This is a genomic window from Pseudobacillus wudalianchiensis (assembly GCF_001685015.1).
In the GTDB taxonomy this organism is placed as follows: domain Bacteria; phylum Bacillota; class Bacilli; order Bacillales; family Domibacillaceae; genus Pseudobacillus; species Pseudobacillus wudalianchiensis.
Genome location: NZ_MAYT01000001.1, coordinates 350,777 through 370,804 on the forward strand (window position 1 = coordinate 350,777; position 20,028 = coordinate 370,804).

At 42.8% G+C, this 20,028-nt stretch carries 13 protein-coding genes; 12 read left to right on the forward strand and 1 reads right to left on the reverse strand.

The annotated features are described in order from the left end of the window. Positions 1–5 precede the first annotated feature (5 nt). From A8F95_RS01750 to A8F95_RS22245, 5 genes are all read left to right on the forward strand, one after another. Positions 6–1,151 (forward strand): cysteine desulfurase family protein, encoded by a 1,146-nt coding sequence (locus A8F95_RS01750; protein WP_065408965.1) that lies wholly within the window; start codon positions 6–8, stop codon positions 1,149–1,151. A 35-nt stretch (positions 1,152–1,186) separates the two neighbouring features. Then, positions 1,187–2,302 carry a tRNA 2-thiouridine(34) synthase MnmA gene (mnmA, locus tag A8F95_RS01755; RefSeq protein ID WP_065408966.1) on the forward strand — a complete coding sequence of 372 codons (1,116 nt, stop codon included), beginning with the start codon at positions 1,187–1,189 and terminating at the stop codon, positions 2,300–2,302. A 394-nt stretch (positions 2,303–2,696) separates the two neighbouring features. Next, positions 2,697–4,418 (forward strand): urocanate hydratase, encoded by a 1,722-nt coding sequence (hutU, locus tag A8F95_RS01760; protein ID WP_065408967.1) that lies wholly within the window; start codon positions 2,697–2,699, stop codon positions 4,416–4,418. 166 nt (positions 4,419–4,584) lie between these two features. Further along, positions 4,585–5,940 carry a YjiH family protein gene (locus A8F95_RS01765; protein ID WP_065408968.1) on the forward strand — a complete coding sequence of 452 codons (1,356 nt, stop codon included), beginning with the start codon at positions 4,585–4,587 and terminating at the stop codon, positions 5,938–5,940. 202 nt (positions 5,941–6,142) lie between these two features. Continuing rightward, the gene (locus A8F95_RS22245; RefSeq protein WP_176713584.1) at positions 6,143–6,310 is read left to right on the forward strand and encodes a hypothetical protein; all 168 of its coding nucleotides are present in this window, start codon (positions 6,143–6,145) and stop codon (positions 6,308–6,310) included. A 130-nt stretch (positions 6,311–6,440) separates the two neighbouring features. On the opposite strand, the gene A8F95_RS01770 is transcribed toward A8F95_RS22245, so the two are convergent. Further along, complete coding sequence (locus A8F95_RS01770; protein WP_077247165.1) at positions 6,441–8,150, reverse strand: sigma-54 interaction domain-containing protein; 1,710 nt, start codon at positions 8,148–8,150, stop codon at positions 6,441–6,443. Positions 8,151–8,546: 396 nt separating this feature from the next. On the opposite strand from A8F95_RS01770, the gene hutU (A8F95_RS01775) reads away from it, so the two are divergent. From hutU (A8F95_RS01775) to recD2, 7 genes are all read left to right on the forward strand, one after another. Further along, entirely contained in the window at positions 8,547–10,268 is a 1,722-nt protein-coding gene (gene hutU / locus A8F95_RS01775) for a urocanate hydratase (RefSeq protein ID WP_049663353.1), read from the forward strand. A 449-nt stretch (positions 10,269–10,717) separates the two neighbouring features. Further along, positions 10,718–12,196, forward strand: a complete 1,479-nt coding sequence (locus tag A8F95_RS01780; protein WP_065408969.1) for an amino acid permease — start codon at positions 10,718–10,720, stop codon at positions 12,194–12,196. Between the two features lie 446 nt (positions 12,197–12,642). After that, entirely contained in the window at positions 12,643–13,893 is a 1,251-nt protein-coding gene (gene hutI / locus A8F95_RS01785; RefSeq protein ID WP_065408970.1) for an imidazolonepropionase, read from the forward strand. A gap of 39 nt (positions 13,894–13,932) precedes the next feature. Beyond that, the gene (locus tag A8F95_RS01790; protein ID WP_245671050.1) at positions 13,933–15,096 is read left to right on the forward strand and encodes a M20/M25/M40 family metallo-hydrolase; all 1,164 of its coding nucleotides are present in this window, start codon (positions 13,933–13,935) and stop codon (positions 15,094–15,096) included. Between the two features lie 100 nt (positions 15,097–15,196). Beyond that, positions 15,197–16,717: a histidine ammonia-lyase gene (gene hutH / locus A8F95_RS01795; RefSeq protein ID WP_065408971.1), complete on the forward strand. Its 1,521-nt coding sequence runs from the start codon at positions 15,197–15,199 to the stop codon at positions 16,715–16,717. Between the two features lie 234 nt (positions 16,718–16,951). Beyond that, entirely contained in the window at positions 16,952–17,614 is a 663-nt protein-coding gene (locus A8F95_RS01800; protein WP_065408972.1) for a tetratricopeptide repeat protein, read from the forward strand. A gap of 12 nt (positions 17,615–17,626) precedes the next feature. Beyond that, entirely contained in the window at positions 17,627–20,017 is a 2,391-nt protein-coding gene (gene recD2 / locus A8F95_RS01805) for an SF1B family DNA helicase RecD2 (RefSeq protein WP_065408973.1), read from the forward strand. Positions 20,018–20,028 lie beyond the last annotated feature (11 nt).

Below are 20,028 nucleotides of genomic sequence, written 5' to 3' on the forward strand. Positions count from 1 at the left end.
GCGGAATGGAACGCATTTACCTAGACCATGCGGCAACAACTCCCATGCATCCAGAAGTGATCGAAACGGTAATGAAACAAATGAGTGATACATTTGGCAATCCGTCAAGCATCCACTCGTTTGGCCGGGCATCACGCCAAATTGTCGATGCAGCGCGGACCTCCGCGGCGGCAAGCATTGGAGCGGATTTTAATGAAATTATTTTCACGAGCGGCGGAACGGAAGCTGATAATTTAGCTATTGTTGGTACAGCACGAGCGATGAAACATCGTGGCCGTCACGTTATTACTTCGGCAGTAGAGCATCATGCCGTCCTGCACACGTGTGAATATCTTGAAAAAGAAGGATATGATGTGACGTATTTGCCGGTGGATGAAGAAGGGAGAATCCGTCTATCGGATTTAGCTTCTGCTCTGCGGGAAGATACCATTTTAGTGTCTATTATGTATGGAAATAATGAGATAGGGACCATTCAGCCAATTGCTGAGATTGGCGAGCTGCTAAAGGAGCATCAGGCGGTTTTTCACACAGATGCTGTACAAGCGTACGGAATGGTTTCCATCGATGTAAAAACCGAGCATATTGATTTGTTATCGGTATCCAGCCATAAAATTAACGGTCCAAAAGGAATGGGGTTTCTCTATGCGAAAGAAGGACTGACACTAACACCTGCCCTTCTTGGCGGTGAGCAAGAGAGAAAACGAAGAGCTGGAACCGAAAATGTGCCAGCGATCGCTGGTTTTGGAAAAGCCATTGAGCTATCGATGGTTTCTATGGAAGAAAAAAGAGAGCGTTACTTGGCATTTAAGGAGCAGCTGACTCGGCTGTTAAAGGAAAAACAAGTAGAATTTTCCGTGAACGGATCGTTTGAACGTTCACTGCCTCACGTGATAAACTTAAGCTTTCCTGGAACAGATGTAGAGTCATTGCTCGTGAATTTAGATCTTGCCGGTATCGCTGCTTCAAGCGGTTCTGCTTGTACGGCAGGATCGATTGAGCCATCGCATGTTCTCGTCGCGATGTTTGGCAAAGACTCTGAACGCCTGCGTAACTCCATCCGTTTCAGTTTTGGTATAACAAATACGAAAGAACAAATAGATGAAGCAGGAGAAGCGCTAGCGAATATTATCGCTCGTCTAACGAACAAGTAAGCGCCGTGCTCCTGCTAAGAAAGAGAGTGGACAGAATGAAAAAAGCACCGAAAGACACCCGTGTTGTTGTCGGCATGTCCGGCGGCGTGGACTCTTCGGTTGCCGCCCTTTTATTGAAGGAGCAGGGCTACGAAGTCATCGGTATTTTCATGAAAAACTGGGATGACACAGATGAGTCTGGCGTCTGCACAGCAACAGAGGATTATAATGATGTCATACGTGTATGCAATCAAATTGGCATTCCGTATTATGCCGTCAACTTTGAGAAGCAGTATTGGGAAAAGGTGTTTACTTATTTCCTTGATGAATATAAAGCCGGACGCACACCAAACCCGGATGTGATGTGTAATAAAGAAATTAAGTTTAAAGCTTTTTTAGAACATGCGATGAGCCTGGGTGCTGATTATCTTGCAACAGGTCATTATGCGCGGGTAGATCATAGCGGCGAAGAAGTAAAAATGCTTCGCGGTCTTGACGAAAATAAGGATCAAACCTATTTTTTGAACCAGCTGCAGCAAAGCCAGCTTGAAAAAGTGCTTTTTCCTATCGGAGATATTGATAAGAAGCGTGTGCGTGAAATTGCAGCAGAAGCAGGCCTTGCAACAGCGACGAAAAAAGACAGCACAGGCATTTGCTTTATTGGAGAACGCAATTTCAAGGAATTTTTAAGTGGCTATCTGCCAGCACAGCCAGGGCTGATGACAACGATGGATGGAGAAGTAAAAGGCCATCACGATGGATTAATGTATTACACAATCGGACAGCGCCACGGCCTTGGCATTGGTGGATCAGGGGAGCCGTGGTTCGTAGTAGGAAAGGATTTAGAGAAAAACGTGCTTTACGTTGAGCAAGGGTTTCATAATGATCTTCTTTACTCTACTTCATTGATTGCTGATCAAGTGAGCTGGATTTCCAATCAACCAAAGCCGCAATCGTTTGAATGTACAGCAAAGTTCCGTTATCGCCAGCAAGATAATAAAGTAACCGTGCATTTGCTGGAAGGTGGAAAAGTGAAGGTTGATTTCCATGAACCGGTTCGCGCTATTACCCCTGGACAAGCTGCCGTATTTTATAACGGAGAAGAATGCCTTGGCGGTGCGACAATTGATCAAGTATTTAAAGACGGAACAAGACTAACATATGTCGGGTAAAGAGACGACTGAAAGCCTTTAAAGCAGATTTTGCTTTAAAGGCTTTCTTTTTTTGTGCGAGAACTGCAATATTTTTGGCAGTATGCTTCTAACAAGGGATAGGTGCATAATTTATCTGCACAGCCCATGGTCTAGATGGTAAGCGGTCGTGTTGCCTAGATGTGAAGGTATTCTTTCTTGACATGCAGACGACCTCTGCGTTTTTTTGAACTTTGTTTCCCTGAAACTGGGGAGGGGGACCGGTGCGACAGAGAAAGAAGGTGATAAAAAGACCGCTGTAACAACGATTTTTTAGAAAACAATAAAAATTCGGGGTGATGTGGCTATGTTGGCACACGACTTGCTATATATAAAGCAAGCTTGACCAACATTTAACACTTAGGGGGAAAACACAATGTCAACACCAGAAATTTTGTATTCAGTAAAAGCACAAAGAGGACCGGAACTCCGCTGTAAAGGCTGGAGACAGGAAGCGATCCTTCGGATGCTGGAAAACAATATGGAAAATGCAGAAAAACCAGAAGAGCTGGTCATCTACGGCGGGATTGGAAAAGCCGCTCGTAACTGGGAATCCTACCATGCGATTGTGAAATCTCTAAAGGAATTAGAAGATGATGAAACATTGGTTGTTCAATCCGGGATGCCAGTAGCGGTGTTTAAAACACACAAATACGCACCGACTGTTGTCATGGCAACAACGAACATTATGAAAGCAGACTGGCCGACATTCTATGATTTACAAGATAAAAACTTAACGATTTATGCAAACTATACAGCGGCTCCATGGGAGTACATCGGTACACAAGGGGTCATCCAAGGAACGTTTGAGACATTATCCGCAATTGCCCGCTTGCATTACAATGACTCGCTTATCGGAAAAATCTTGTTAACAGCGGGTGCCGGCGGAATGGGCGGAAACCAAACGAGAGCGATGACGATGCATGGCGGGGTAGCCATCCTTTGTGACTCGAATGTAGACATCATCAACCGCCGTATTGAAAAAGGCTTCATTGATACGCTAGCTGGCTCTTTGGATGAAGCGATTGAGATGGCGCAAAAAGCAGCAGCTGAGGGCAAGCCGCTTGGCGTAGCGGTGGTCGGAAACGCAGCGGATGTATTTGAAGAAGTACTGGAAAAAGGCTTCAGACCGGATATCACGACGTCGATGACGCCAGCTCATGACCCGATTTCTTACCTGCCTTCCGGTTATACAGTCGAAGAAGCAGAACAGCTTCGTGACACAGACCGTAACCTGTATTTACAAAAAGCACGCGAAACGATGGTTCGTGAATTGAAAGCGCTCATCAAATTCTTGGATATGGGGGTTCATTCCTTTGAATACGGAACAAGTATCCGTAAAGAATGTATCGACGCTGGAATGGATGAGAAAGAAGCAAAACGCCTTCCAGGCTTCGTAGCCGAGTATATCCGTCCGCTCTTCTGTGAAGGCCGTGGACCTTTCCGCTGGGTGTGCTTATCTGGAGATCCGGAAGATTTAAGAAAGATCGACGACATGATCTTAGAGAAGTTCAGCGATGACCTGCTTGTGACACGCTGGATCAAATTGGCGAAAGAGCATATTCCGATTGAAGCTCTTCCAGCTCGTATTTGTTACATGGGCTTTGGCCAGCGTAAAGCGTTCGCGTTAGAAGTCAACGACATGATCCGCCGCGGCGAATTGTCTGGACCGGTTGCGTTCTCCCGTGACAACTTAGACTCCGGTTCGATCGTGAATCCGACATTTGAATCAGAAAATATGAAGGACGGCGGGGACTTAATTTCTGACTGGCCGGTATTGAACGGTTTATTGAATGCCGTAGGCATGTGTGATTTGATTGCCCTGCAAGCGAACTATTCGATGGGAGAAGCGGTTCATACAGGGGTAACCATGGTAGCGGATGGAACAGCGGAGTCTGATATGAGACTAGAAGTAGCGATGACAGTTGACTCTGGTATCGGGGTTGTCCGCCATGCGCAAGCGGGCTATGAAATTGCGAAAGACGTAGCGAATGGCAAAGGAAAATTAACAGACGAAAGCATCAAGATTCCATTATGGTGGACGCCAACCGCTACTTTCGGTCCGAAAGATTTGAAAAAGGAAGACGTAAAAGCATAAAGAGTTAAAAAAGAATAAGTACAGAGATCCAGTTGCTTTTAAAGAAGGGTCTCTGTCCTTCTTTTTTCATCCTTGTCGTCACTAAAAGTAAGAGGGTTATGCTTAACTTTTATTGATCGGTATTCTGCCAATGGACGAAAACTTTATAGATGCAAGGGGCGAGGATATGAGCGAAATCCAAAAGACAGCTAACAATGAGGTCATTGGCACGGCTAAAGAACAAGAGCCAAAGATTTATTCTGTTCAGAATATATTGAAGTTCACTTTCTTTAGTGCGATTGGAATCTTTATGTTTTTTGTTCCTATTGAGATAAACGACAAGAGTTCCATCCCCCTGGATCATTTAGTGACATGGATTCGTGAATCGTTGGGCAAGGGAGTTTCTTATTACACGATCGTTCTCGTTGTATTAGGAGCCATTTATCCTTTTTATAAAAAGACATGGAATAACAGCTCGGTGGAAATGGTTATTTCCTTCTTTAAGGTATTAGGTTTAGTAGCAGCTGTTCTTGTTTTATTCGAGACTGGGCCAGCGTGGTTGTTAGCCGAGGATATGGGCCCCTACTGGTTTTACAAGTTACTTATCCCGATTGGTGTTCTTGTGCCAGTTGGTGCTGTATTTTTAGCGCTTCTCGTTGGATATGGACTGCTTGAGTTTATTGGAATTTTCATGCAGCCTATTATGCGGCCGATATGGAAGACCCCAGGCCGTTCAGCCATTGATGCTGTCGCCTCTTTCGTGGGAAGCTATTCAATCGGTCTGTTGATCACCAACCGTATTTATAAGGAAGGAAAGTATACAAAGAAAGAAGCCATTATTATTGCCACTGGCTTTTCTACTGTATCCGCTACCTTTATGATCGTTGTCGCAAAAACGCTGGATTTAATGTCTATTTGGAATTTATATTTCTGGTTGACGTTCCTAGTAACCTTTGCTGTTACAGCTATTACAGTGAGAATTTGGCCCATTAATAAAATGAGTGATGATTATTACACTGAAGAAGGATTTCCTGAAGAAAGAATCGAAAAGAACCGACTTCGCTACGCTTGGGAGCAAGCGATGTTAACGGCCCACCATGCACCTAAATTAAAAGATAATGTAATAGAAAATGTAAAAGACGGCTTTGTTATGGCTATGGGGATTTTGCCTTCTATTATGTCTATTGGATTATTAGGTCTCCTATTAGCTAACCATACGCCTGTTTTTGATTATGCCGCTTATATTTTTTATCCGCTTACAGCGCTGTTGCACATTCCCGATGCTTTCCTTGCTGCTAAGGCAGCAGCTATTAATTTGGTAGATATGTTTTTGCCATCATTAGTTGTGTTAAAGGCCAGCCTAGAGACACGGTTTATTATCGCTTCTCTTTCTATTTCGACGATTCTTTTTTTCTCGGCTTTAATCCCATGTATACTCTCAACAGAAATACCGCTTAAGATGAGCCATATACTGGCTATTTGGTTCTTACGGACAGTATTAACGCTCGTGATTATAACCCCGATTGCTTTATTAGTTTTATAAAAGAACTGGAGAAAGTATTAAAGTGAGCGTTATAGATAATCGTACAGTATATAAACAAAGAGGGTAGAGGTTCAGGCAAGCGGAATCTCTGCCATTCTTTTTAATTTTAACAGTCAGTAATGAATGAGTACTTTGTTCGCTTACAAGATGGCAAGGGCGAGCAAAGAAAGTTCATGAAATTGGGTAAGCATTAAAAAGCTAAATGGAGGAAATTATTGTGTGGGTCATTACAGTTCATTCTAAAGACCATATACAGGTGTTTGAATTTGATACCGAGAAAGAAGCAAAAGAAGCTTTAGCGGATATTCAAGATTATAAAATTCTAACAGAAATTATTTATTTTAATGATGAATCTTTAGTGGGGTTGTGACTGTTAGGGTTATTTAAGTAAAGGGATTTTTATAGATCTTGCGGCTTTTATAAGTGTTATGGTTTGTTGGAAGACTGTCTCAAAGACCGGTAAATAACAGGTCTTTAAGACAGTCATTTTTATTTTCTGCTTAATTTGGTTTGACGAGACCATGCTTTTTAATATGATACTGTAAACTCTGACGAGTGATCCCCAGAGTTCTGGCTGCTTTTGAGATGTTCCAGTTTGTTTGCTCCAATACCATTTGAATATAATGTTCCTGGGAATTTGTAAAAATGGATTTAAAAGGTCTGTTCAGGACTTCTTTTTCCTTGGCAGATTTATTTTTCCGATCGGATAAAACTTTTCTGCGCAAATAAGCAGGAAGGTGATCAATGTCAATAATAGAATCGTTTTCATTCACCCGGATCATCAAGTTTTCAATTAAGTGTTCTAGCTCACGAGTATTGCCCGGCCAAGGATATTGAAGAAGAGCAACACGCAATGTCTTAGATAGACCCGGCATTGTTTTAGAAAACTTTTTTTGATAAGCGCTTAAGAAATAGTCTATGAAAAAATGAATGTCTTCTGGCCGTTCCCGTAAAGGGGGAATATAAAGGCTTGTACGAGCAATTCGATAAAATAAGTCCAATCGCATTTTATCTTCTGCAATTAGTTTTTCAGGATCTTCATTGGATGCACTAATGACTGTGCACTTTACAGGCGTCACGTCATTAGAACCGACCCTTCTGACTAAACGTTCTTGCAGTACTCGCATTAACTTAGATTGCAAAGTCATCGGCATCGAGTTGATTTCATCAAGGAACAGGGTGCCATCTTTCGCATATTCAAATAAGCCCACTTGATTCGTCGCACCGGTAAAAGCTCCTTTAACTGTACCGAAGAGCGTACTTTCTAATAAATTTTCAGGAATAGCCGCACAGTTAATAGCAACAAATGGGCTTTCTGCTCTTGGGCTATAGTTGTGCATGCTTTGGGCAAACAACTCTTTACCTGTACCTGTTTCACCAACAATTAAAGTATCTGTATTATGAAGAGCGATATTTTCGGCTTCGTTAATTAAGTTTTTTAACGCAAGGCTTTTGCCTTTTATGTCGTTAAAGGTAAAAGTAGTGCCATTTTTTGTCTCCGATGATTGTTCATCTTTATCGACAATTTGTCTTTTTAGTTCAATGGTTTGATGAAGACGGTCTTTCAGTTTCGATTCGTTTGTACTTAATGAAAAAACAGCAATGGTTTCTCCATCTTTCTGAATAGGGAAAGTACTGTAATTTACATACTTAGGGTTTCCGTTAACAGTGGAGTGAGCGCGATATCTCGAAAAGATTGGTTTTCCCGTTTTGAAGATATGAGCGTGCTCGGAATATTGCGGGTTATAATTGTAAACGGACCATAAGTGCTTTCCGGTAATTTCCTCGCTATTTAAGCCTTCCATTTTTTCTTGTGCTGCATTATATAAAGCAATCTTTCCTTCATAATTGCTCATCATGACACCCTCATCTAATGACTCGATAATTTTTTCAAGGCAATAGGATCGGATCGTTGGATTAGACATTAAATCGGTCATATCCTCTATGCACAAGACGATATACGTCTCTTCTGCGGTGAAATTTCTAACTTTAACCGAGAGTTTTCGGTTATCCATTACAAAAGGAAAGGTTTCATTCTCTATAAATTTCACTTCTTCACAAGGAAGAAAATCCAAAATAGAAGCTCCTGCTGTTATGTCCAATGGGATGTCTTTATTGACGTCATACCATAGCACTTTATAATCTTTATTCAGCACGATGACTCCGTCTACAAAACTTTTTATTAGCGACCCAATTGATGCTGCAATCAAATTCCTTACCTCCTGTTCTGCACGTATGGCTTTAAATATAACATTTATTTAAACTTTTTTGAATAATCTGCCTTCCGATTTCATTTGCACCCACTAGAACAGTCTGCATGCAATGTTTATCTGCATGCGATTTTTTTGTAATCGTTTACATGTTTTTTGTTTTTTCTAGTGAAATTACCCAACAATATGCAAATAATCTCTGCGTTTTTTGAAAGAGAATTTACCTTATTTTAGAAATGAAAGAAAGCAAAAAAATAAGAGAACTAGGAAAAAGGCTATTATACCGGCTTTCTTTTAGAGAAACAGATAATTTGACCTAGTATGGCTCTCTTGGCACACGACTTGCTATATATAAAACGAGCATGAACAACATTTAACACTTAGGGGGAAAACACAATGTCAACACCAGAAATTTTGTATTCAGTAAAAGCACAAAGAGGACCGGAACTCCGCTGTAAAGGCTGGAGACAGGAAGCGATCCTTCGGATGCTGGAAAACAATATGGAAAATGCAGAAAAACCAGAAGAGCTGGTCATCTACGGCGGGATTGGAAAAGCCGCTCGTAACTGGGAATCCTACCATGCGATTGTGAAATCTCTAAAGGAATTAGAAGATGATGAAACATTGGTTGTTCAATCCGGGATGCCAGTAGCGGTGTTTAAAACACACAAATACGCACCGACTGTTGTCATGGCAACAACGAACATTATGAAAGCAGACTGGCCGACATTCTATGATTTACAAGATAAAAACTTAACGATTTATGCAAACTATACAGCGGCTCCATGGGAGTACATCGGTACACAAGGGGTCATCCAAGGAACGTTTGAGACATTATCCGCAATTGCCCGCTTGCATTACAATGACTCGCTTATCGGAAAAATCTTGTTAACAGCGGGTGCCGGCGGAATGGGCGGAAACCAAACGAGAGCGATGACGATGCATGGCGGGGTAGCCATCCTTTGTGACTCGAATGTAGACATCATCAACCGCCGTATTGAAAAAGGCTTCATTGATACGCTAGCTGGCTCTTTGGATGAAGCGATTGAGATGGCGCAAAAAGCAGCAGCTGAGGGCAAGCCGCTTGGCGTAGCGGTGGTCGGAAACGCAGCGGATGTATTTGAAGAAGTACTGGAAAAAGGCTTCAGACCGGATATCACGACGTCGATGACGCCAGCTCATGACCCGATTTCTTACCTGCCTTCCGGTTATACAGTCGAAGAAGCAGAACAGCTTCGTGACACAGACCGTAACCTGTATTTACAAAAAGCACGCGAAACGATGGTTCGTGAATTGAAAGCGCTCATCAAATTCTTGGATATGGGGGTTCATTCCTTTGAATACGGAACAAGTATCCGTAAAGAATGTATCGACGCTGGAATGGATGAGAAAGAAGCAAAACGCCTTCCAGGCTTCGTAGCCGAGTATATCCGTCCGCTCTTCTGTGAAGGCCGTGGACCTTTCCGCTGGGTGTGCTTATCTGGAGATCCGGAAGATTTAAGAAAGATCGACGACATGATCTTAGAGAAGTTCAGCGATGACCTGCTTGTGACACGCTGGATCAAATTGGCGAAAGAGCATATTCCGATTGAAGCTCTTCCAGCTCGTATTTGTTACATGGGCTTTGGCCAGCGTAAAGCGTTCGCGTTAGAAGTCAACGACATGATCCGCCGCGGCGAATTGTCTGGACCGGTTGCGTTCTCCCGTGACAACTTAGACTCCGGTTCGATCGTGAATCCGACATTTGAATCAGAAAATATGAAGGACGGCGGGGACTTAATTTCTGACTGGCCGGTATTGAACGGTTTATTGAATGCCGTAGGCATGTGTGATTTGATTGCCCTGCAAGCGAACTACTCGATGGGAGAAGCGGTTCATACAGGGGTAACCATGGTAGCGGATGGAACAGCAGAGTCTGATATGAGACTAGAAGTAGCGATGACAGTTGACTCTGGTATCGGGGTTGTCCGCCATGCGCAAGCGGGCTATGAAATTGCGAAAGACGTAGCGAATGGCAAAGGAAAATTAACAGACGAAAGCATCAAGATTCCATTATGGTGGACGCCAACCGCTACTTTCGGTCCGAAAGATCTGAAAAAAGAAGACGCGAAAGCGTAACATTTGTAAAAGTAAAATGGTAGAGGTCTGAACAACCTCTGCCATTCTTTATCCTTCATAATGTCCTGGGAAGATTGAAATTGGGAAAATGATTGAACGATTTCTAGAAAGGAGTTGATGAGCCGAAATTCTAGTAGAAACTAACTCACTGTAGGAATTCGAGAGAAAAAGAAGTTTTTTAGCATGAAATGATAACGCTTTCTTAACGGCGATCTATCAAATGGTTAAGCTGTCCTCTTTATTGAGCCATTCAAATATCTTAAATAGCCCGTAGATCATGCAGTCATACAAGGGGCTGTATAAAAATTTGTATGGCAGAGGCAGCAAATAAAAGAAATAGATAGGTAGAGTTCATAGGTTAGCGTTCGGCTGCCTTCGAGAGAGGCAAGTAACTCGTTTTTTCTCACGAAGCAGCACATGTCTTCAGTAAATTAAAAAGGGGTGTTAGTTTGGAGAATCAACAACCGCAAGTATCATCAATAGTAGAAGAACATGGGTCGACGGCTAATTTACACAAAAAGTTAAAGGCGCGCCACCTTACGATGATTGCATTGGGTGGTACGATCGGAACCGGAATTTTTCTTGGAACCGGTCCGGCCATCCATACAGCAGGACCAGGCGGGGTTTTACTTGCGTATGGCGTAATTGGCCTGATGGTTTATTTTGTTATGACCAGTCTTGGAGAGTTAGCCTCCTTTATGCCGACAAGCGGTTCGATTAGTACGTATGCAACACGATTTATTGATCCCGCTCTTGGGTTTGCGTTCGGTTGGAATTATTGGTTCTCCTGGGCTATGACACTCGCAGCAGAACTATCCGCTTCTGCCCTTATCATGAAATATTGGTTTCCAGATAGCTCGTCATTGTTATGGAGCGCAGTGTTTCTAGTGTTTCTTTTCTCCTTAAACATTTTATCTGTTAAAGGGTTTGGTGAAGGAGAGTATTGGTTTTCATTTATTAAGGTGGCAACGATTATTATTTTCATCGGTGTTGGTACATTGATGATCTTTGGAATTATGAATGGTGAGCCAGCCGGTTTTAAAAACTTTACTATAGGAGAAGCTCCATTTGTAGGAGGCACTCTTGGTACGATAAGCATATTATTAATTGCAGGCTTTTCCTTCTCGGGGACAGAGGCCATTGGCGTCGCTGCTGGAGAGAGTGAGAATCCGACGAAGAATATACCGCGTGCAGTGCGTACTGTTTTTTGGAGGATCCTTTTATTCTACGTATTAGCGATCGCCATCATCTCGTTTCTCATTCCTTATACGAATGAAAGTCTTCAAGATTCTTCCGTTATGGCTAGTCCGTTTACCATTGTATTTGAAAAAGCGGGGCTTGCCTTTGCAGCTTCGGCTATGAATGCGGTCATTTTGACGTCCGTGTTATCTGCTGGCAATGGATGTCTTTACGTAACAAGCCGAATTATGTATGCCATGGCTCAAGACGGACAAGCGCCGCAATTTTTAGCAAAAGTAAACAAACGAGGTGTTCCTGTAAGGGCGCTAGTCGCCACAGCGATTATTGGAATGTTAGCGTTTTTAGCTTCTATTTTTGGTGATGGAACTATTTATGTCTGGCTTATGAATTCGGTTGGAATCACAACTTTTATCTTTTGGCTCGGCATTGCTATAAGCCATTACCGTTTCCGAAAAGCATATGTTGCACAAGGCCGTTCACTGGAGGATCTTCCTTATCGTGCAAAATGGTTCCCTTATGGACCATTGTTTGCGATTGCCCTTTGTTTATTTATCCTGCTTGGGCAGAATCTTGAAGGTTTTATTACTGGAAATATTAATTTGACAAGTGTCTTGGCTGCTTATATCGGCCTTCCAATATTTCTCGCATTATGGCTTGGATATAAATTTATAAAGAAAACGAAAGTGATCCCGTTAGAAGAATGTAAGTTTGATTTTAAGGAGCAGTAAGACATTAATCGCAGGTGGACATCAAAAACATCGAATGAGATTTTGTACTGTAGAGAGTAAGAGGTTTCATTCGATGTTTTATGGAGAAGCCTGCTATTGAGTATCTGAATTACATAGTTTTTAACCTTTATGCCTCTTGATTAGCTTTTTTCAAGCTTACCTCTGCATGCAAGATTATTTGCACCCGAATAAAGTTGATATAGAAGGTGTTATGAATGATTTAAGCATAACGAAAGAAATGGCATGCAAATTTTATCTGCGTTTTTGCGTGGGGTTTTAATAAAAGGATTCCTATTTTGATAAGATGTTTCAATTTTTTTTTCGTTAATAATACTCTCTAAGTCCATTAATTCTTGAATGAAATGGATGAATTTTAAATATTGGCACAAAACATGCATTAATAAATGATATAGAATCTAGTATTTTTTGGAGGAGGTAAGGGATCCGTGTCTGAAACAAAGGTAAAGACAAAGGTTGACTTAGTGATCAGTAATGCAGCAGAAGTAGTGACTTGTGCGGGAGAAGGCATGGGGGATATCGGAGTACTGACAAATGCTTGGATTGCCGTTAAAGGAGATAAGATTGTCGGAACTGGATCCCAAGAAGAAATAATAAATAATTTTGATATAAATCAAGCAGATCGGATCGATGCAACAGGAAAGGTCGTTGCACCAGGTTTTGTTGATGCGCATACCCACTTGGTTTTTTACGGAACGCGGGTGGAAGAATATGCAGCTAAGCTAACGGGTGCTGATCCGGCAAAATTAAAAAAACTCGGTTTGACGATGGGACCTAACCGGACAGTTGAGCTTACACGCAACCAGCCGGAAGAAGAGTTGTTCCAACAGTCCAAAAAGCGTTTGCTTACGATGTTAGATTACGGGATTACAACAGTTGAAAGCAAGAGCGGCTATGGACTCACAACAGAAAGTGAAATTAAAATTCTTGAAGTGAGCAAAAGGCTGGATGAAGAAACGCCGCTGGATGTCCTGCACACATTTTTAGGAGCACATGGCTTCCCTGAAAACTTAACAAAAGAGGAATATTTGGACGTCATTATTAATGAGATGATTCCACAAGTAGGCGAGCGTAAACTAGCTCAGTTCTGTGACGTATGGTGTGATGATGGTTATTTCACAGCAGAAGAGTCGGAGCAAATCTTAAGGGCAGGCTTAAAATACGGAATGAAACCGAAGATTCATGCTGATGCTTATTCTTATATTGGCGGCTCTGACTTAGCAGCAGATATGAAAATGGTTTCTGTTGATCATTTAAACTATACGCCTGTGGAAGTGATGGAGCGGCTTGCTGAAACACAAGTAACGGGTGTGTTAATGCCAGCTTTGGATTTTGCGGTTAGCCACAAACGTCCTTTTGAGGCTCGGAAGATGCTAGACTTGGGCATGAAGATTGCGTTAGCGACGGATCTTTGTCCAGCTTGCTATACAGAATCCATGCAGTTTGTTATTAATCTAGCTTGCCGTTTGTATAAGTTTTCTGTAGAAGAGGCACTGAAGGCAGCCACTTATGGGGGTGCACAGGCACTTGACTTAGATGATAGAGGCGTTATTGAGGAAGGAAAGCTGGCAGACTTGCAAATTTGGGATGTACCGACATACAAGCACATTGCATACGAACTTGGAACGAATATTGTAGAAACCGTGATTAAAAGCGGAAAAGTGATTGTAAACCGTTAGTTGGAAGAAGCTGATTTAAACATGATGGAGGGATGTAAAATGAAGATGACACAAGGATCAAAAGCTGCTGAAAAAGTAAATGCTGACCGCTTGCTTGATTTATTTCTGGAACTTGCCAAAATAAATGGGCCAAGCACAAAGGAACAGCTTGTTGCGGACTACTTAAAGAAAGCGTTGCCTGAGCTTGGATTTACCCTTGAGTTCGATGAAGCCCATAAGAATTTTGATGGAGAAGTCGGTAATTTAATTGCTTGGCGTGAAGGAACGGATTCTTCCATTCCACCATTATTTTTCTCTACTCATATGGACACCGTACTGCCAACGGAAGGATTGAAGCCCGTCATTAAAGATGGCGTGATTCAGTCCGATGGTACGACTATTTTAGGAGCAGATGACCGTGCAGCGTTAGCCGCTTATTTAGAAGCAGTTCGGGCTGTTATTGAAAGTGGTGTTCCTCATGGCCCTATTGAATTCATTTTAACAGTGAATGAGCAGCCAGGACTTGTTGGAGCAAGATATATGGACTACAGCAAAGCCAAGAGTAAAAGAGGTTATATTTTCGATAGCAGTGGGGACGTTGGACAAATCATCTTAAAAGGACCTTACAGCAGCCGGATTTGGATGGAAGTAGAAGGAAATGCTGCTCATATTGCTTTGAATGCAGAAGAAGGAAACAGTGCGTTCTTAATTGCCGCTGCAGGACTTTCTAATATGAAGCTTGGCGCAATTGATGAAGAGACGTTAGCTAATATTGGTATTATCAAAGGTGGAGAGCTGACTTCTATTATTCCAGGCAGTGTGACAGTTGCTGGAGAAGTACGCAGCTTCTCTAAAGAAAAGCTGGATAAACAATTGAAGCACATGGAAGAAGTAATGCAAGAGGCTGCCGAAAAAAGCGGTGGCAGTGTGAAGGTGAAAATTGAGAAAAAATATAGCGGCTTTGATATTGCACAAGATGATATCTTAACACAAACAGCTGAAGCAGCAGCCCGCAATATTAAAGTAAATCCTTACTTAACTGAAACATTAGGCGGTGCTGATACGAACGTATTAAATGAAAACGGCTTAACGTGTCTGACGCTTGGTTTGGGATTCCAAAATATTCACTCATTCAGAGAATGTATTAGTGTGGAGAACTTGACTAATACAGGAAGATTAAGTGCTGCTCTCATTGAGCAATGGTATGTGCATCACAAAAAATGACAGTAAGTTCAGAAAATCATTTACTTAATGCATGTATTTTTTGAATTTTGTAGTATTTTAATAGAGTTGGAAATTATATGAAAAGGGGAGTTGGAGCGTTATGAGCACCAGAGAACTAACTGAGTTAGGAATTGTTGAGTTAGATGGATATACGTTAAACCGTTCTCTTATACAAGATGTGGCGGATCACCGGGCGAAAGTAGTCATCCCAGAAGGCAGCTTGGAAAGAGTAAGAGCAAGCCGTGCTCGGATTGAGAAGCAAATTAAAGATGGGAAAGTTGTTTATGGAGTCAACACTGGGTTTGGTAAGTTGAGCGATATCGAAATTGAAAAAGATGATATTGCAAAGCTGCAGCTGAATTTACTGCGTGCAGATGTTGTCGGTGTTGGCGAGCCGTTACCGACGGTGGTCGTAAGGGCAATGATGACAATGCGTGCCAACGCGCTTGCAAAAGGTTTTTCCGGAATAAGAGAAGAGACCTTAAACTTGCTTGTTGACATGATTAACGAAGGCGTTCATCCAATTGTTCCTTGTAAAGGTTCGGTCGGAGCGAGTGGAGATTTAGCACCGCTTTCTCACGTGGCGATCGTGTTAGTTGGTGAAGGAAAAGCGGAATACAAAGGGGAAGTTTTGCCAGGTGCTGAAGCATTGAAGCGAGCAGGGTTAAAGCCTGTCTCTTTAGAGGCGAAGGAAGGACTAGCTTTAATTAATGGAACACAGGCTATGTCTAGTGTAGGCGTGATCGCTCTCAATGAAGCTGAACGCTTAGGCCTTGCAGCTGATATGGCTGCCTGCTTAACAATGGAAGCTCTTCAAGGAATCATTACAGCATTCGACAGTGAGCTGCTAGCTGTTCGTCCGCATCCGGAATTAGAGTTTGTAGCCTCACGTATGAGAAACTGGTTAGAAGGCAGTAAGCGGATTACACATCAGGGAGAAGTACGTGTGCAAGATGCTTACTCTATCCGTTGTATCCCGCAAGTGCATGGGGCATCCTGGCAGGCACTTAATTATGTGGATGAACGCTTGAAAGTGGAAATGAACTCAGCTACAGACAATCCAATTGTTTTAGAGAGCGGAGAAATCATTTCAGGCGGACATTTCCATGGGCAGCCGATCGCTCTTTCCATGGACTTTTTGAAAGTGGGCGCAGCAGAATGGGCGAACATCTCCGAGCGAAGAACAGAACGTCTTGTGAATCCGCAGTTAAGTGGATTGTCTCCGTTCCTGGCTCCTGATCCAGGACTGGAAACGGGATTAATGGTAGCTCAATATGCAGCAGCTTCACTTGTTTCTGAAAATAAAGTTCTCGCACACCCGGCTAGCGTCGATTCTATTCCAACATCCGCTAACCAGGAAGATCATGTAAGCATGGGAACCATCGCATCCCGTCAAGCCCGGGATATTATCCACAATTCAGCTCGGGTCATAGCGGTAGAAATGATTTGTGCATCACAAGCCATCTATCTAGAAAAGGCGGAAAACCAATTAGCCCCGGCTACAAGAAACTACTTAGAAAAAATACGTGAAATTTGCCCTCCTTTAGAAACAGACAGAGCGATCTCGGATCAAATGGAAGAGTTAGCTCAGTTTATTCTAAGAGAAGACATATTAAAGTAAGAAACATAAAAAGAGGAAAAAAGCCCGATCTTGATTTTATCATCAGGAGAGGTATTCGGGTTGCCCGCTAACATAGCAACAATCCTTTAGTCCAACCGTTAGCTTGCCTTAATAAAAGGAACGAAGACACTCACTCGTTGTCTGTCTTCGTTTCTTTTTTGTGTCTTTCTCTATGGTTAAGAACTTCTAGGCTCTGTGGTATAATTTTGATGAATATAACTATAGAGGTGACCAATGGACAAGAACTTACAAGGTATTGAATATTTACAGCAAGGAAAAGTGGAGGAAGCGTTAAAGCTATTTTCAGAGCGGATTGAAGAAGCGCCGGAAGATCCGACAGCATATATAAATTTTGGTCATGTGTTATCGACAGTTGGTGAACTGGAGCGGGCTGAGCGATTTTATAAACAAGCAATTGCAGTAGATCCAAAAGCAGGTGCTGCCCATTATGCACTCGGTGCGTTCTATTATGAGCAAGAGAGACTGGAGGAGGCGTGCCGTGAATTTGAACAAGCGGTTAAGTCAGGGATAGAAGAGAGCGACGCCTTTTTTATGCTTGGCATGACGTTTGCTCAGCTCGATCAACCCGTTCTTGCCCTTCCATATTTACAGCGTGCAGTCGAGTTAAATGAAGCTGATACAGAAGCACGCTTTCAACTAGGCCTTTCTTTAGCGAAGGTGCAAGCCTATGATGAAGCGATCCTCCAGCTAGAGCGAGTGATTGAGGAAGACCCGGGGCATGCCGATGCTTTCTATAATCTTGGTGTTGCCTATGCAGGACATTTGGAAGATGCAGAAAGAGCTTTAGCTATGTTCAACCGCGCGCTTGAAGTTCAGCCGGATCATATGTTGGCTGGTTATGGAAAGAAAATGATAGAAAAAGCTGAAGAGGCGTAAGGAGTGCCGCCGATGGAACAAGAGTCAATGGATTTGTTTGCAAACGGAGAGAAATACGTCAAAGGACGGCATCTCGTTACGATCTTTCATAACGAAGAAAATTTTTACTCCGTTATACGGGTCCGTGTCACAGAAACAAATGACGCTTGTGAAGACAAAGAAGTAGTAGTGACCGGGTATTTTCCACAAATCCATGAGCATGAAGTGTACATTTTTTATGGCGTATTTAAAGAACATCCAAAATTTGGACGGCAGTTTCAGGCGCGCCATGCCCAAAAGGAAATCCCGCAGACGAAGCAGGGAATTGTCGCCTATTTATCGAGTGACTTATTCAAAGGAATCGGAAAAAAAACAGCAGAAGCGATTGTAGAGACGCTTGGAGAAGGAGCGATCTCCCAAATTCTTAATCATCCTTCTGTATTGGAAGAGGTGCCGCGTCTGCCTGCCGACAAAGCCCAGACGATTTATGAAACACTTCTTGAACATCAGGGACTTGAGCAAATCATGATTGCCCTCAGCCAGTATGGTTTCGGTCCACAGCTCTCGATGAAGATTTATCAGGCTTATCAGCAGCAGGCGATTGAAATCATTCAAAAAAATCCTTATCAACTTGTCGAGGATATTGAAGGAATTGGTTTTGGACGCGCGGACGAACTGGGTGCACAGATTGGCATTCACGGCGAGCACCCTGACCGCATTAAAGCGGGGATTTTATTTACGATTGAACAACAGTGCATGCAGGAGGGGCATTGTTACTTAGAGGCAGAACCGCTGTTAAAAGAGGTAAAGATACTGCTTGAAAAAAGCGGTAGAGAACCGGTTTCTTTCGAAGCGATCGCCAAGCAGCTTATTGCTCTAGAAGGAGCAGGAAAGGTGATGGGGGAAGAGGACCGCGTGTTTTTGCCTTCCTTATATTTTTCCGAAAAGGGCCTCGTCACAAATATTGAGCGCCTGCTTAAACAAACGGAATATGAAGATCAATTTCCTGAATCGGAATTTTTATTAGCTTTGGGCGATTTAGAAGACCGGACAGGCGTACAATATGCGCCTTCACAAAAAGAAGCGATTCAAAAAGCGCTTATGTCGCCTATGATGCTCTTAACAGGAGGACCGGGTACAGGAAAGACAACGGTTATTAAAGGGATCGTGGAGCTATACGCTGAGCTGCACGGCTGTTCACTTGATCCCAAATCGTATGGAAAGGAAGAACCGTTTCCGATTAAGCTGGCAGCGCCAACCGGCCGGGCGGCGAAGCGAATGGCCGAGTCAACCGGACTGCCTGCTGTGACCATTCATCGGCTGCTTGGATTTAGCGGACAGGAAATGATGGAAGACGAGGAGGGCCGGGAAGTCTCAGGACGACTGCTTATCGTCGATGAAGTCTCAATGGTGGACATTTGGCTTGCTCATCAGCTGTTTAAAGCATTACCGGACGATATGCAAGTGGTTCTCGTAGGGGATGAAGACCAGCTTCCTTCCGTCGGACCCGGCCAGGTATTAAAAGACTTATTGGCATCAGGAGTGATCCCAACCGTTAAATTAACAGATATTTACCGGCAGGAAGAAGGCTCTTCTATAATTGAAATGGCGCATGAGATTAAAAATGGGTTAGTTCCGTCTAATCTAACGAAACAGCAAAAGGATCGTTCCTTTATAAGCTGTCATGTTCAGCAAATGCCGGATGTGGTGGAACAAGTGGTGAAAAGTGCGATTAGAAAGGGTTTTACTGCAAGGGATATTCAAGTGCTGGCGCCGATGTACAAAGGACCAGCGGGGATTGACCGCTTAAACGAAATTTTACAGGAAATCCTTAATGCAAATCCGGATGGCTCCCGCAAACAGATTGACTTTGGGGACGTCCATTACCGCATCGGCGATAAGGTTCTCCAGCTCGTCAATCAGCCGGAGCAAAATATTTTTAATGGCGATATTGGAGAAGTTGTCTCGATCTTTTTTGCCAAAGAAAATACGGAAAAGCAAGACATGGTGATTGTCTCCTATGAAGGAAATGAAGTCACCTACACAAGACAGGAATTAAACCAAATCACTCATGCCTTTTGCTGCTCGATTCATAAATCACAAGGCAGTGAATTTCCGATCGTGATTTTGCCGGTAGTAAAAAGCTATTACCGCATGCTGCGGCGCAATTTGCTTTATACAGCCATTACACGGAGCAAGCAATTTCTGATCCTCTGCGGAGAAGAAGAAGCATTTCGCATGGGCATTGAACGCAATGACGATCTCATGCGTAAAACCTCATTAAAAGAAAAACTTGTCGAGGCCTTAAAAGCTGGTCAATCAGAAGATGAAGCATCGAGCCCCGTCTCGTTGACAGAAGACACGATCATGACAATTGACCCAATGATCGGCATGGAAAATATTACTCCGTACGATTTTTTGTAAAGAATAGGTAT

What these genes read in the sequence shown, in the direction of transcription:
- hutU (WP_049663353.1), top strand. Translation starts at nt 8,547, where the DNA reads ATGTCAACACCAGAAATTTTGTATTCAGTAAAAGCACAAAGAGGACCG.
- A8F95_RS01750 (WP_065408965.1), top strand. Translation starts at nt 6, where the DNA reads ATGGAACGCATTTACCTAGACCATGCGGCAACAACTCCCATGCATCCA.
- A8F95_RS01765 (WP_065408968.1), top strand. Translation starts at nt 4,585, where the DNA reads ATGAGCGAAATCCAAAAGACAGCTAACAATGAGGTCATTGGCACGGCT.
- recD2 (WP_065408973.1), top strand. Translation starts at nt 17,627, where the DNA reads ATGGAACAAGAGTCAATGGATTTGTTTGCAAACGGAGAGAAATACGTC.
- mnmA (WP_065408966.1), top strand. Translation starts at nt 1,187, where the DNA reads ATGAAAAAAGCACCGAAAGACACCCGTGTTGTTGTCGGCATGTCCGGC.
- A8F95_RS22245 (WP_176713584.1), top strand. Translation starts at nt 6,143, where the DNA reads ATGGAGGAAATTATTGTGTGGGTCATTACAGTTCATTCTAAAGACCAT.
- A8F95_RS01790 (WP_245671050.1), top strand. Translation starts at nt 13,933, where the DNA reads ATGAAGATGACACAAGGATCAAAAGCTGCTGAAAAAGTAAATGCTGAC.
- hutH (WP_065408971.1), top strand. Translation starts at nt 15,197, where the DNA reads ATGAGCACCAGAGAACTAACTGAGTTAGGAATTGTTGAGTTAGATGGA.
- A8F95_RS01800 (WP_065408972.1), top strand. Translation starts at nt 16,952, where the DNA reads ATGGACAAGAACTTACAAGGTATTGAATATTTACAGCAAGGAAAAGTG.
- hutU (WP_065408967.1), top strand. Translation starts at nt 2,697, where the DNA reads ATGTCAACACCAGAAATTTTGTATTCAGTAAAAGCACAAAGAGGACCG.